Source organism: Curtobacterium sp. MCLR17_042 (assembly GCF_003234695.1).
In the GTDB taxonomy this organism is placed as follows: domain Bacteria; phylum Actinomycetota; class Actinomycetes; order Actinomycetales; family Microbacteriaceae; genus Curtobacterium; species Curtobacterium flaccumfaciens.
In genome coordinates, this window is the sequence record NZ_QKTD01000006.1 from 41951 (window position 1) to 54813 (window position 12863).

Consider the following 12863-nt stretch of genomic DNA (forward strand, 5'->3'; position numbering starts at 1 on the left):
CGGTGGACTCTCGTCAGCTGCCGCTCGGGTGCCAGCGGAGGTCGTGGGCGAGGTCGGCTTGGAAGTGCAGCAGCTGCCGCAGCGCGTTCACCGCCTCCGTGTTCGCGGTCACCCAGCTGTCTTCGTACATGACGTGCGCGGTGATGAAGTCGTCTGTGCAGCAGCCCTCGGCCGCGGTCAGGATGGTGGTGTCCTGCGGGATGACGACTCTGACGGTTGCGTCGTTCACGGTGACGGGTTCGTAGCCGAGCGCGTGCATGTCGGGGTGCTGGGCGAAGAACGCGGTCAGGCGGTTCGGCGGGACGAAGACGCCGGACTGCTGCGCGGCCCACCGGTCCGACATCACCCCGCCAAGCCCGATCAGTTCGTCGGCTTGAGCGTCGATGCTGACGTCGCGGCGCCAGCAGGTGCGGATCCCGCCGGGACCCGGATACGCCGCCAACGCCCAGTCGCAGAGTGCGTGCCGGTCGGCTGCTTCCCACCCGTCTGGTGTGTGGACGACGTGCGCACCGAGCGCGGGCATCACGGCTCGGACGTCATCCGCCGGGATGCCGATGCGGTCCGCGATGGTGTGCGTGCCGCCTCCGTGCAAGACGATCGTCCGGGCGCTGGCGAACACGGTCCGCCATTCAGGCGCCGCGTCGCGCTGCATCGAGCTGCCGTGCACCTGCCGGCCGTTCGCCCAGACACGTTGCCGCTTCCCGTTCACGACTACGAGGTCCGGGTACCGCCGTGCCAAGGACAACACTCCACCTTCTGATCCGCCAGGGAGAACGATGAGGTCCTCGTCTCGTTCGGCAGGGGTGCCGTCGTCGGTGATCGTGGCGGTCGGGTCCGGCGTTGAGAGAAATCCGGTCCGGCCGTCCTCGAATCGCAGCCGGTCAAATGCCTCTACACGAGCAGGCATGCCGGCCGCAGCCAGGGCGGTAAGGGCGTCGGTGATATCGATCGTCCACCCGAGTCCGAATGGCAACGACAGGATCGTCTGCTGATGCCGGATGTCCTGCACCCACTGCCGACCCGCCATTACGCGCACCTCACCTGGGAGCATGTGGCCACGTGGGCCGGCACCGGTTCCACCGACGGCGTCTCCCGATCAGGCATCGTGAGTCAACCGTGCGTCGTCTTCCGCCAGCCGCTTTAAGCCCAGGCCCGCCGCGGCGAGGATGGCGTCCTCGCTCTCCTCGGTGGCTACCCATGACCCGATCTGAGCGTTGATGGCGACGAGCGATCCAATGCGGCTGCGGGCGTCGAGGATGACCGCGTCGGCCTCTGCTTCGGTGCAGTCGCTGCTGAGTTCCGGTTTCGACGGGTGCAGGGCGGGAAACTCAAGCCGCTGTACCGGCGGGTGCCATTGGACGCCGATTCGGAGCACCCGTTCGTCGGCGTCGTTTCGGTAGAACAGCGCGCCGAACGGATGTCCCATGTCGAGGGTGAGGTCGGCGCCGTAGAGCGTCCACCCTGCGGCTGCGTAAGTGGGGTCCCACTGCTGGACGATGAGCGCACCGACGCCCATCTGCAAACCGGGGATGACGGCCTGGTCGGCGTCAACCTGCACGTACAACGCATGAAGGTCAGCTGGCACCTCTGTGCGAAGGGTGGTGAACGGGATCCGCGCCAGGTGATGAGCCGCGTGCGACTGCCGTGTGCCTTGCGCGCCCGCACCGGCATGCTCGTTGCTCACGCCAAAAGTGGCCGCGTCGTCCTGGCGGTCTTTCCCGTTGGTCATCGTGAGCCTCTCTCCGCAGGTGCGCCGTCGTTGCCCTGGCCCGTGTCGTCGTGACGGTGCAGCGTTTCGAGAGATGGGTGGAACAGCGCGAACGGGATACCGCCTCGTGTGATGACCACGTCCCGGCCATCCATCACATCGAGGAACCGTCGGACGGGCTCCGCGACGAACTCGTCAACGGAGACCCACAGGTCCTGCGCGTCACTCACCATGCGTTCATAGTAAGGAACAAGCGGTCTCGTGTCGACACCTCACGGTGACGAGATCGTTGACTCCCGTCACACATCCGGGCTTGCATACTGCGGCGCGCGACTCCGTGCGGGCCCTCGCGGAAAGCGGGCCGAGGCACCGCCGGTGCCGCAGCTATGCGCTGAACCGCCGTGAAGGTGGTCGTCGGTGGGGGCGAGCCTGTCGTCAGATCGCGAAATGCCGTCGCTTCAGGCCCCAAAAGTGAGCCGAGGCGCGGCTTCTGCTTGCCGGTCGCTTGCCTTCGTCTGTCGAACGTCAAGTCGGACGGAACCGCGCAGTTCCGGGGAAGTAGCGGGGTGCTAGGGGCCTCTCCTTACTTACTTACATTTACTACTACGTATATATAGGTAAGAAGGTATAGATAGACGGGGTGTCTATATACGCATCTATCCCTATAGGCGTCATCCACCCGCCTGAGCGTGAGATCGCAAGTCGGCGCGTGATCCGGCAGACGCATCCGCTCTCGGCATGCGACGCGGCTTCCCGGCCTTCGGCGGCGGGCCCTCTTCCACCGGATCGCTCAGATCATCTGGTGCCCGCGCATACGGGTGACAGCGCCGCACCGGGCGGCGCGGAAGGAGCACCATGCAGCACCGCACCTGGTTCAGCGGCGACCGCAACGACGGGACCGCGATCGCAACCGTCATGGACGACATCACCGCCATCCTCCAACCCAGCGGCTTGGTCGACATCGAAGGGCCCATCGGGACGTCCATGACCATCGACTTCGACGACGCAGTGGTCCTCATCGCCGCACTGTCCGAAGCGGTCGAGATCCTCCGCGCCCGAGGCCTCACAGAACGGCCAGACGTCCTCGCCTGGCTCGACGAACACGCCACCTGACGGTCGCGATCACACCAGTAGTGACGGATCGCACGACATCGCGGCACTTCCGCGCATAGGCGAGGTGACGAAAGGACCCCGATGCCGACTGACACCCTCACTGCTCGAGTGAACGCGTTCGTTGCCGCTGCGACCGAGAAGCACGGCGGACGGTACGACTACTCGCAGGTGCTCGCCGAGTTCGTCAACGCCCACACGAAAGTCACCATCGGCTGCCCCGAGCATGGGCAGTTCACACAGGAGCCGAACGAGCACCGCCGCGGTCAGCGGTGCCCGGACTGCTCAGGCCGTCGGAACTCCCGCCCATCCGTCCGCCGAGACATGTTCATCGCCCGTGCGCGAGAGGTTCACGGCGACCGATACGACTACGCGCAGGTCCGACACGTGGACCCGCACACGCAGGTCACCATCGTGTGCGGGCTCCACGGCCCGTTCACGCAGCGGCCGATGAACCACCTGTCCAGCCACACCCCGAGCAACTGCCCCGACTGTGCAAACGACATCCGACCGGTCAGTCTCAAGACCGGATGGATGAACAGGCCGGAACCGAAGCGGAACATCGACACGGGGGAGTTCAAGAGGGCGGCATGACCGCTGCCGACCCAGCGGCTTCGAAACGCGTTGTCACGACAGGGAGATGCTTGACAGCAAATGAACGACCGGGTCGCCGTGGGGGGACGGCGACCCGGTCTGAGGCAAGTGTGTGGCAAGCCCCGGGGAAAGCGTAGCGGCGTCGGTCAGTTCGCCGCGGCGTACGCGTCGCGGACCTGCTGGCTGATGCGACCCCGAGCGGCAACCTCATACCCGTTCGCGGCAGCCCATTCGCGGATCTTCGCCAACTCGTCAGGGTTACTGCGCCCCTTCGCCGCCGGAGATGCGGACGCCGTGCGGGTGCTGCGACCGGAGACCTTGCGGGCGGCGGCGATGTAGTCGGAGAACGCCTCACGGAGGTTATCGGCGTTGTCGTCAGTGAGGTCGATCTCGTAGTTGCTGCCGTCGAACGCGAACTGGACGGTGCGTCCCATGCCGGTTTCAATGACGTCGCCGGAAAGGTCGTCGACGAGGTGGGTGGTGACTTTCTGTGCCATGTCCTTCTCCTATACCGCATGAGGTGAGGTTCCACTCTGGCAGAAGGTTACGGAGAAGCCGCTTCCACGGCCGGTAATCGCCGCCCGCAACAGTCTGCGTCAGCTGTCAACCGAGGGTAGGAAGTGCCTCGATTCTTCCGTCTATCTGATGCAGCTCGCCGGGCGCCCTGGTGTCCACGAGCTCGACGGCGGAGTCGAAGAGAAAGATGATTTGGCCGAACCTGATCAGCCTCGTAGCCACGCCGCTCGTGCCAGCGCGATCGAACTCGGCGAGAAGCCTGCGATGCAGTCCGCTCGGTGTCAGATTCCCGCTCGATGCGACTCGACGGCGCCAGCACTCGCCGCCAACGCTGTTCGAAGGTCAGCTCTCGGGTGCTCAAGGGGAGATGGCTTCCCAAGAGCGCGCCTCTTCGCCGGCTGCGTCGCGGCTCAAGGAGACAGTTGACCGGCAGCGCCTCCATCTCTCCTCCTCCCGACGATCTCCGCGCATAGAGCAGGTGTGGCATTCGGCCGCGAAGGAGGAGAACATGAGCTCTAGCGCAGGTAGAGACCGACCTGTGAGCGGTTCCGATGCGGCGCTGCGGGATGCGCAACGCGCTTATGACGCGGGCAGCATCCCGATCTGGGATCTCCGCGCAGTCGAACGGCTTCACCTCGACGCGCAGTCGCCGATCGGCCTCGACGTCATGCCGCGGCGCGGCATGGTGGTCATCGACCGAGAGGGGGACGCCTGGCGGTACGGAAACTCGAGATGGACCTGTCTCACCCCGATTGATGGCCGACACATCAGGAACGTCGCCCGGCTGCCGCACGCGCCGGTCGTGCGGACGTACGGGCCGCTTCGGTTGATCGGCGTGCGTGGGGAGTACTTCTATCGGACGATCCGCGGGCGGAGCGACTGAGGGGAAGCGGCCCGCACGGCGTCTTCGACGGCGTCGGCGACCGCCGATACCGGCTCATGCTCCCAGAATCGGAGCACCGTCCAACCCTGTTCGATCAGGAGCGCCGTGGTCGCGACGTCCCGATCTCGATTCGCCTGCAACTTCGGCAACCAGTATGCCGCGTTCGACTTCGGCGTCGTCGCATGCACGGGGCATCCGTGCCAGAAACACCCGTCGACGAACAACGCCACCCGAGCCCGCGTGAACACGACGTCCGCACGGGTCCGTTGAGGGGGAGCGAGACGGTAGTCGACCCGGAACCGCAACCCCCGGCGGAACAGCTCCCGACGCACCAGCAGTTCCGGCTTCGTGTCCTGCGAGGTATTGCCGCGCATCGAACGGCGGACTGCTTCGGAACTCGCCCACGACGCGTCGCGACGCCCCATCAGAACCTCCATCCCAACCAGTAGCGGTTGTCGGCTCCCGATGCTACGGTGCACGGAGCAAGCAGTTCCCTGCTCGTGCCGCATCAGGACACAGCAGGTTTCCGTGCGGCCGAGCCGTCTGGATGCCTGAGTTCCTCGATCACGGTTCGACCGGCGGGACGCGTTTCGCGTCGAACGACGCAGCGCGCTCGACCTCGACCGGCATGGGCCTGACCGGACGAGGAGTCCAGCATGGCGCGTACCAACCCGAAGACCATCAAGACCGCAGCGAACACCCTCCGCGTGCTCACCGAGCCGGAGACCGCGCCGCCGGTCAGCCGTCTCGCCGGCCGCCGACTGGCCCCTCCGGCGTTCAAGCCCGAGACCGGCGCCGCGCCCGAAGCCGACGGCAAGGCGCTCAGCCGATTCGGCAGCCGGTTCCGCACCGCCATCGCCGAAGCGAACGGTGTCGAGCCCGGTGACGTCGACCTCGGCCTGATCCGCCTCGTCGAGGCGCTCAGCGCCGACCACGACCGGAACGTCACAGCATTGGCCGCACCGCTGGTCAAGCGCACCGAGCACGGCATGCTGACCCAGGTCAGGCTGACCGTTCACACGACCATGCTGCTGCCTTGGCTCGCCAACGGACGCTCCCTGCGTCGCATGGGCAACATGCTCCAGGGCACGGCCCGCATCGTCACCGAAGCCGCAGACCACCCGGTCCTCCACCTGCCGATCATGGACGTCGACGGCCCGGACAACGTTCTCGAGATCGTCGCCGCGCAGCGGACCGTCCTGGAACTCGACGCCTTCTCGACGACGACCGATCGCAAGAAGGACCGCATCGACAGCATCGTGCAGTTCGGCGTCCTCGACCCGCCCGACGTCGTCCTCACCCAGCTGCAGTCTCCCGACGGCAGTGCCTGGGTCGCCCAGGCCGCGGAGGGCGCGCAGCGTTACTTCTCGGCCATCCTCGCGATGGAGGCCCTCGCGAACCGCGACGTCGCCGACGTCGCGACCGCCAAGTGGCTGCGCGGCGCCCACACCCGCCTGCGAGACCTGGACGCGTCCGACCTGCCGATCCTCGAGGAGGCCCTGCGGTACCCGTCGACCGGCGCCGCTGCGTTCATCCCCGGCAGGGACCAGGCGACGTGGTTGGAGAAGGTCGCCGCGACGACACCCGCCGCAGTCGCGTTCCAGCTACTGCGGACGATGGATGTGAACCTGGTCCTCGCCGTGGACCCGGACCCGCTGCAGACCGGCAAGTTCCCCAACCCGGTGGCGGAGACCATCCAGGAGATGATCCGCGGCTACCACATGCCCGGCAAGATGAAGGACCCCTGGGCAGAGGCCGACACCAACGGCCTGATCGCGATCGGAGCGATCGACGAGCTGACGAGCGAGGGCCGGGTCCGTCCCGAGGAGCGCGCCGCATGGTTCGGGGAGACACTGCTGCCCTGGGACGGGCCCGCCGCCGACGAGGAGGGCCTGCCCGGCAACCGCCTGACCATGGTGACGAAGATGCTCAGCACCCTCACCGTGCAGCGTGCCCTGCCGGGGACGGAAGAGCACCCCGAGGACACCCTCGAGATCGTCAAGAAGCACCTCAAGGTCAACGGCCGACGGCCCCACCCCGACGACCGGGCGAAGGTCGCCGCCGCGCAGGCGATCGTGTCCCTGCGCCTGTTCAAGGAGGGATGGGAGAACACCGCACAGGCCGCCCTGTTCGGCCTGTTCCGCCACAACTGGTTCTGGCGCACCGAGGGACAGGAAGCGCGCTGGCCGGAACTCCTCGGCACACCGGTCGGCGAGCTCGCCGACCGGGCACGAGCAGAGCAGCTGGCACACGCCGACGACGCCGACGGGGACGCTGCCGGTCCCGCGCAGCGTGCGCTCGCAGCCCTCGGCGGCGTCGCGCTGATGCTCAACCCGGGCCTGATCCAAGCGGGGGAAGCGCTCTCTCGAACTGCCCGAGGCGGTGGCGGCAAGGCGACCACGGTCAACGCCACCGACCCGTCCGTGCTGCTGAAGACCATGGCGCAGCACCCGGCGGGCATCGACCAGCTGGAGGACGCCATCGTGGCGCTCGTGGCCTCCGCGGAACCGGCGGTCCCCGTGGACCGTGACGACGCCGAGATCCTCGGCGACTTCTACCTCCGCGCGCGCTGGCTGGGCAAGAAGGGCGACGGCGACCCGACGCCGGAGAACCCGATCACCGAGTTCCAGCGCCGCATCGAGGCGTTCATCGAGGAGCTCGACGCCAAGGTGCGGGACGCGGACGAGCTCAGGCTCCAGCGCGCCGGGGACATCCTGGGACTGGAACCGCCGGAAGGCGACGCCGACGACCGTGAAGAGGACGTCGACCTGTGGGGCGACCCCATGTTCGAGCGGATCGGCATCGACGAGGATCTGGCGTCGCGGGCGTTGGAGATGCTGCAGTCGCTCAACGACTTCTTCCACACAGGGAAGGCGTTCGCGAAGGCGGCGAGCCGGGCAGGGCGGTGAGCGTCGCGCCCGGAACGGTGCACCGCGAGGGCGGCGACCTCATCCTCACCGCCCCTCCGGAGATGCCCGACTCGACGTGGCGCGCACTGCAGCGACGTCTGCTGACCGAGGTGAAAGCGGAACACGAGGCGCCGCAGGTGCGGCAGGTTCGATGGCCGGTGGAGAACTCCGCACCGGTCCGGCTGACCCTGAGTCGATGGCCGGCGCAGAACTGGGATTGGGACTGGACGTCAGCGGCGGACGCCGCGGCGACCCACGCGGAGGACATCGCTGCAGCTCTCGCCAGGGTCCTGGACGCCGAGGAGCCGCCGCCGCTGGAATTCGACGGCACCGGCTTCACCCGAACACTGCTCCCCGCGCAGGAACGGGCGGTCGCAGCACTCGTCGATGCCGGCAGCGGAGGCAACTTCTCCGTCCCGGGCAGCGGGAAGACGACGATGACCTACGCCGTCTACGCGTCACTGCGGGCAGCTGGGACTGCTGACCGGATGCTCGTAATCGCGCCGCAGAGCGCATATGAGGCGTGGGAGGAGGAAGCGGACGCCTGCTTCGACCACCCGCCCGTCGTCGAGGTCGCCCCACGGGCGCCTCGCCGCGAGTCGGAGGTCGTAGTCGTCAACTACGAACGCCTGGCCTCCGGCTCGCTGCGGGCGGCGCTGCACCGGTGGGCGCAGCGGCACCGCCTCATGGTCGTCTACGACGAGGCGCACCGAGCGAAGCGCGGCATCGCCGGGTTGCACGGCGCGGCCGCACGAGACGTGACGGACCTCGCCACGCACCGATTCGTGCTCACCGGCACGCCGATGCCGAACAGCGAGGATGACCTCGTCGCCGTCTTGGATCTTGCCTGGCCCGGCCACGGCGCCCGGCTCGCCGGCTCACAGACCCCGAACGCCGAACGGTCGTGGGTCCGGATCACGAAAGACGAACTCCAACTGGACCCGGCGCACGTCGTCGTCGAGACCGTGGAACTCGACCGCGACCACCGGCGCCTCTACGACGCCGTCGTGGCCGGGCTGGTCGACGGCGACGGCCGGTTCGTCGACCAGGGGCGACGTGCCGCGATCATGCGGGTCCTCGCCGCTGCAGCGAACCCGCTGCTCCTCGGGCAGGACGACGATGCGTTGCTCTGGTCCACAGGTGGCCCATCCGACCGGACCGTCGAGGAGCTCCTCGACGACCTCCGGGGCGCCGCACGGCCGGCGAAGCTGCTCGCCGCAGCCGCTCACGCGGACCGATACGCCCGGGCCGGGCAGAAGGTGCTCATCTGGACGAACTTCGTCGGGAATGTCGCGGAACTGGCGAGGCTCCTCGCGCCGCTGCAGCCGGCGGTCGTGACAGGGGCGACGCCGCGGGACGACCCCGCGGCGCCGACCGATCGCGTCCGCGAGCTGCGCCGGTTCCGTGAGGACGACGACTGCTCGGTCCTCATCGCCACACCGCAGACACTCGGGGAGGGCATCAGCCTCCACCAGGTCTGCCAGGCGCAGATCCACGTGGACCGCTCCTTCAACGCCGGGCTGTATCTGCAGGCCCTCGACCGGACCCACCGGGTGGGCATGCCAGCCGGCACGTCCGCCGAGGTGACGCTCCTCGTCGCCGACGGGACGATCGACGAGGCGGTGGACATGGCGTTGCGGGAGAAGATGCGCGCAATGGACGCAGTTCTCGCCGACCCGACCCTGCATCGGCTCGCCGAGGCGTCGGACGCGGCGGCCGCAGACTTCACCGAGGACGACATCCGACGTCTCGTCGCCCACCTCCGGTTCTGACTGCAGCCGCGCCCGTCGTCCGCGTCGACTCGAGTTTGTCCTCGGATCGTCGTAACGTTGGAGTCGTGACCCGACCCCGCGTTCCGTCCCTCAGGACGAAGAACCGCCCTCGACCGGTGACGAGCGGTGCAGCGATCCGCGTGGTCGACCTGTTCGCAGGATGCGGTGGCCTCTCCCTCGGCGTGCAGCAGGCGGCGACCGCGGCGGGGCTCCGCGTCGAGGTGCCGCTCGCCATCGACTTCGAAGCCGAGGCGGTCGCCGTCTACGCTGCGAACTTCCCTGACGCCCACGTAGTCGACGCGTCAGTGGAGACGTACTTCGATGGTGCGCTCGGCGCGGGACTCACAGCCACGGAGACGGAACTGCGCAGCAGCATCAGTGACGTGCACCTCCTGATGGGCGGGCCGCCCTGCCAAGGGCACAGCAACCTCAACAACGTCACCCGCCGCAACGACCCGAAGAACGAGCTCTACGCCCGGATGGGGCGCGCCGCCGAAGTGCTGACGCCGAACTTCGTGCTCATCGAGAACGTCCCGTCGGTACGACTCGACACTGACGGCGTCGTGCAGACCACTGTGGCCCATCTGGAGTCCATCGGTTACGACGTCGCGACCGCGACCGTCGCGCTGCACACACTGGGAGTCGCACAGAACCGGAAACGACATGTGCTGCTCGCGTCCCGTGTCCGGGATGTGTCCCCGGAGGAGATCCTCCGCAAGCTCACCTCCCGCACCGCAGATGCGAAGTTCGACCTGCGATGGGCGATCGGCGACCTCGTCGACCTCGTCGACCCCACAGGGTACGACGTCGCGCCCGTAGCCTCCGCCGACAACCGCGCCCGCATGCAGTACCTCCTCGACCGGGACCTCTACGACCTGCCGAACGACCAGCGGCCTGTCTGCCACAGGGACCAGCACAGCTACAAGTCGATGTACGGACGGCTGAACTGGTCGGGGCAGGCGCAGACGATCACCAGCGGTTTCGGCAGCATCGGACAGGGCCGGTATATGCACCCGGACCGGCCGCGTGCGCTCACCGCGCATGAGGCGGCGCGGATCCAGGGGTTCCCCGATTACTTCTCCTTCTCCGCTGTCACCCGCCGCGGCAGCATCGCGACGATGATCGGCAACGCGGTGCCACCGGCGTTGACCCGCGAGCTGGTCGCGTTCCTGTTGCCAGGTTTCGATATCGACGCCGCCGAAGCCGCGGTTGAGGGGCAGGCGGCCCCTACAGCTGAGCTGGAGGCTGCTGCCGCCGACTGACCCAGCGTCCCCGGCGCCGCAGTCGGCCCGACCTCCGCTACTGTCGGGGAGTCGACCGACGAGGACCCGGGGGAACTATGGCAACGACGCACGCATACGAGATGACGATCAGCTTGAACGTGCTGAACCATCTCGGCATCAACCTGTACAGCAACGTCCCTGCCGTGCTGAGCGAGGTCGTCGCGAACGCGTGGGACGCCGACGCAACACGGGTCGACATCGACGTCGCCGGCGGAACCGTGACGATCACGGACGACGGACACGGCATGACCCGCGAGTAGGTCAACAAGCGGTTCCTGAATGTCGGGTATCAGCGACGGGGCAAGGACGAGGTGCCGGAGTCGCCTGAGGGACGCGCTGTGATGGGCAGGAAGGGGATCGGCAAGCTGTCCCTGTTCTCGGTCGCGAACGACGTCGATGTGCTCACGATCCGCGACGGGCAGCGCAGCGCACTGTCGATGTCCGTAGAGGGCATCCGTGCCGCGTTGGCGAAGCCGCAGTCGGTGTACCACCCGCAAGAGCTGCCGGTCTCGCGTGTGGCGCAGACGGTCGGCACGAAGATCGTGCTCCGGAATCTGAAGAAAGGCCTCGTGCAGGCCGCAGCGGGCCTTCGGACCCGCCTGGCGCGTCGGTTCTCCATCCTCGGCGCGGAACACGGATTCCGCCTGTACATCGGTGGCAAGGAGGTCACCGTCGAGGACCGCGACTACTTCCACAAGCTGCAGTACGTATGGGCCTACGGCGAAGAGGACACCGCCGCGCAGTACCTCGGCCGGGCAGGCAAGGCAGAAAAGAAAGTCGACAAGGGCCCGGTGAGGCTGAAGCCGCTCGGGGAAGACCTCAAGCCGTTACCGGACGCGGTCCCCTTCACCGTGACGGGGTGGATCGGCACCGCCCGCACAGTGTCGGACCTGAAGGATCCGGGGACGAAGGACAACCTCAATAAGATCGGCCTGATCATGCGGGGTAAACTCGCCCACGAGGACCTCCTGGAGGAGTTCAACGAGAACGGCGTCTATGCGTCGTACCTCATCGGAGAGCTCGTCGCAGACTTCCTCGACGACGACGACCTAGAGGACATCGCCACCAGCAGTAGGCAGCGGATCATCGAGGACGATCCGCGTTACCGCGCGTTGGCGCACTGGCTGCGCGGCCAGGTGAGCCGGATAGGCGCGACGTGGCTGGACCTGCGCGCGGCCGCGGGGCGCAGCGAGGCGTTCGACAATCCGCTCATCGAGCAGTGGTTCGCGACGCTGCCGCCGAAGATCCGACCGAAGGCGGACAAACTGTTCGGCAAGATCGGGCAGCTGACTGTCGACAGCGCCGAGGAACGCCGTGAGCTCTACGCGCAGGCGGTCCTAGGATTCGAGAACCTCCGCTACCGGGAGAACCTCGAAGCGCTGGACCGGTTGGAGGCCGCCGACTTCCAGCGTCTCTCGACGGTGTTCGGGGACATCAGCGACATCCAGGCGGCGATGTACCACCGGATCGTGCAGCAACGTCTCGAAGTCATCGACAAGCTCCGGGAGAACGTCGAGGAGGACGCTCTTGAGGTGGTCCTGCAAGAGCACCTGTACGACAACCTCTGGCTCCTCGATCCGGGTTGGGAACGCGCGACCGACTGGAGCATGGAGGAGACGGTCGGGAAGGCTTTCGCCGGGCTGAAGAAAAAGCTGACGAAGGCGGAGAAGAAGAGCCGCATCGACATCCGGTATAAGCGCACCGGCGGTGTCCACGTCATCGTCGAGCTGAAGCGGGCGAAGCGGATCGTCACGGAGGCGGAGCTCTCCAGTCAGGTGGAGAAGTACCGGTCCGCGCTGCGGAAGTACCTGCGGTCCATCGGCAGCGACGAACTGTTCGAGACGATCTGCGTGGTCGGCCGTCCGCTGGCTGGATGGGACGACCACGAGGTGAAGCAGGAGCAGATCCGTTCCCTCGCGCAGCGCGGCATCCGCGTCGTGTAGTACCAGAAGCTGCTCGCCGACGCACAGGCGGCGTATCGGGAGTACCTCGACGCGCAGCGCGAGCTCGGCCGCGTCGCACAGCTGATCCAGGGCATCGCGGCAGTCGTGGACGACTCCGATCCATCAGGGTCGGCGACCGCCGCAG

At 67.4% G+C, this 12863-nt stretch carries 13 protein-coding genes; 8 read left to right on the plus strand and 5 right to left on the minus strand.

Annotated elements, in window-relative coordinates:
- Positions 1 to 13 precede the first annotated feature (13 nt).
- From DEJ02_RS07845 to DEJ02_RS07855, 3 genes are all read right to left on the minus strand, one after another.
- Positions 14 to 1009, minus strand: a complete 996-nt coding sequence (locus tag DEJ02_RS07845; protein WP_181440298.1) for a hypothetical protein — start codon at positions 1007 to 1009, stop codon at positions 14 to 16.
- Positions 1010 to 1096: 87 nt separating this feature from the next.
- Positions 1097 to 1729, minus strand: a complete 633-nt coding sequence (locus DEJ02_RS07850; RefSeq protein ID WP_111032569.1) for a hypothetical protein — start codon at positions 1727 to 1729, stop codon at positions 1097 to 1099.
- Complete coding sequence (locus DEJ02_RS07855; RefSeq protein WP_111032570.1) at positions 1726 to 1941, minus strand: hypothetical protein; 216 nt, start codon at positions 1939 to 1941, stop codon at positions 1726 to 1728. Before DEJ02_RS07855 ends, DEJ02_RS07850 begins: the two co-directional genes overlap by 4 nt.
- 622 nt (positions 1942 to 2563) lie before the next feature.
- On the opposite strand from DEJ02_RS07855, the gene DEJ02_RS07860 reads away from it, so the two are divergent.
- Positions 2564 to 2821 (plus strand): hypothetical protein, encoded by a 258-nt coding sequence (locus DEJ02_RS07860; protein WP_111032571.1) that lies wholly within the window; start codon positions 2564 to 2566, stop codon positions 2819 to 2821.
- A gap of 81 nt (positions 2822 to 2902) precedes the next feature.
- The gene (locus DEJ02_RS07865) at positions 2903 to 3412 is read left to right on the plus strand and encodes a hypothetical protein (RefSeq protein ID WP_146249243.1); all 510 of its coding nucleotides are present in this window, start codon (positions 2903 to 2905) and stop codon (positions 3410 to 3412) included.
- Positions 3413 to 3558: 146 nt separating this feature from the next.
- Here the strand turns inward: DEJ02_RS07865 and DEJ02_RS07870 are convergent, their stop codons facing one another.
- On the minus strand, positions 3559 to 3909 hold the full coding sequence (locus DEJ02_RS07870; RefSeq protein ID WP_111032573.1) for an Lsr2 family protein: 351 nt from the start codon (positions 3907 to 3909) through the stop codon (positions 3559 to 3561).
- A 557-nt stretch (positions 3910 to 4466) separates the two neighbouring features.
- On the opposite strand from DEJ02_RS07870, the gene DEJ02_RS07875 reads away from it, so the two are divergent.
- The gene (locus DEJ02_RS07875; protein WP_111032574.1) at positions 4467 to 4811 is read left to right on the plus strand and encodes a hypothetical protein; all 345 of its coding nucleotides are present in this window, start codon (positions 4467 to 4469) and stop codon (positions 4809 to 4811) included.
- On the opposite strand, the gene DEJ02_RS07880 is transcribed toward DEJ02_RS07875, so the two are convergent.
- Complete coding sequence (locus DEJ02_RS07880) at positions 4781 to 5248, minus strand: very short patch repair endonuclease (protein WP_258378690.1); 468 nt, start codon at positions 5246 to 5248, stop codon at positions 4781 to 4783. The genes DEJ02_RS07875 and DEJ02_RS07880 overlap by 31 nt on opposite strands.
- A gap of 219 nt (positions 5249 to 5467) precedes the next feature.
- On the opposite strand from DEJ02_RS07880, the gene DEJ02_RS07885 reads away from it, so the two are divergent.
- The 5 genes from DEJ02_RS07885 to DEJ02_RS07905 all read left to right on the plus strand — a co-directional run bounded on the left by DEJ02_RS07885 (position 5468) and on the right by DEJ02_RS07905 (position 12718).
- On the plus strand, positions 5468 to 7720 hold the full coding sequence (locus DEJ02_RS07885; protein ID WP_111032575.1) for a hypothetical protein: 2253 nt from the start codon (positions 5468 to 5470) through the stop codon (positions 7718 to 7720).
- Positions 7717 to 9492 (plus strand): DEAD/DEAH box helicase, encoded by a 1776-nt coding sequence (locus DEJ02_RS07890; protein WP_111032576.1) that lies wholly within the window; start codon positions 7717 to 7719, stop codon positions 9490 to 9492. Before DEJ02_RS07885 ends, DEJ02_RS07890 begins: the two co-directional genes overlap by 4 nt.
- Before the next feature lie 65 nt (positions 9493 to 9557).
- Positions 9558 to 10754 (plus strand): DNA cytosine methyltransferase, encoded by a 1197-nt coding sequence (locus DEJ02_RS07895; protein WP_181440299.1) that lies wholly within the window; start codon positions 9558 to 9560, stop codon positions 10752 to 10754.
- Between the two features lie 101 nt (positions 10755 to 10855).
- A complete protein-coding gene (locus DEJ02_RS07900; protein WP_181440300.1) occupies positions 10856 to 11035 on the plus strand; it encodes an ATP-binding protein in 180 nt (59 codons plus the stop codon).
- A 78-nt stretch (positions 11036 to 11113) separates the two neighbouring features.
- The gene (locus DEJ02_RS07905) at positions 11114 to 12718 is read left to right on the plus strand and encodes a hypothetical protein (protein ID WP_111032579.1); all 1605 of its coding nucleotides are present in this window, start codon (positions 11114 to 11116) and stop codon (positions 12716 to 12718) included.
- Positions 12719 to 12863 lie beyond the last annotated feature (145 nt).

Excerpts from the sequence above, each read along its gene's own strand:
- DEJ02_RS07850 (WP_111032569.1), bottom strand. The coding sequence starts at position 1,729 with ATGACCAACGGGAAAGACCGCCAGGACGACGCGGCCACTTTTGGCGTG.
- DEJ02_RS07855 (WP_111032570.1), bottom strand. The coding sequence starts at position 1,941 with ATGGTGAGTGACGCGCAGGACCTGTGGGTCTCCGTTGACGAGTTCGTC.
- DEJ02_RS07860 (WP_111032571.1), top strand. The coding sequence starts at position 2,564 with ATGCAGCACCGCACCTGGTTCAGCGGCGACCGCAACGACGGGACCGCG.
- DEJ02_RS07865 (WP_146249243.1), top strand. The coding sequence starts at position 2,903 with ATGCCGACTGACACCCTCACTGCTCGAGTGAACGCGTTCGTTGCCGCT.
- DEJ02_RS07870 (WP_111032573.1), bottom strand. The coding sequence starts at position 3,909 with ATGGCACAGAAAGTCACCACCCACCTCGTCGACGACCTTTCCGGCGAC.
- DEJ02_RS07880 (WP_258378690.1), bottom strand. The coding sequence starts at position 5,248 with ATGGAGGTTCTGATGGGGCGTCGCGACGCGTCGTGGGCGAGTTCCGAA.
- DEJ02_RS07885 (WP_111032575.1), top strand. The coding sequence starts at position 5,468 with ATGGCGCGTACCAACCCGAAGACCATCAAGACCGCAGCGAACACCCTC.
- DEJ02_RS07900 (WP_181440300.1), top strand. The coding sequence starts at position 10,856 with ATGACGATCAGCTTGAACGTGCTGAACCATCTCGGCATCAACCTGTAC.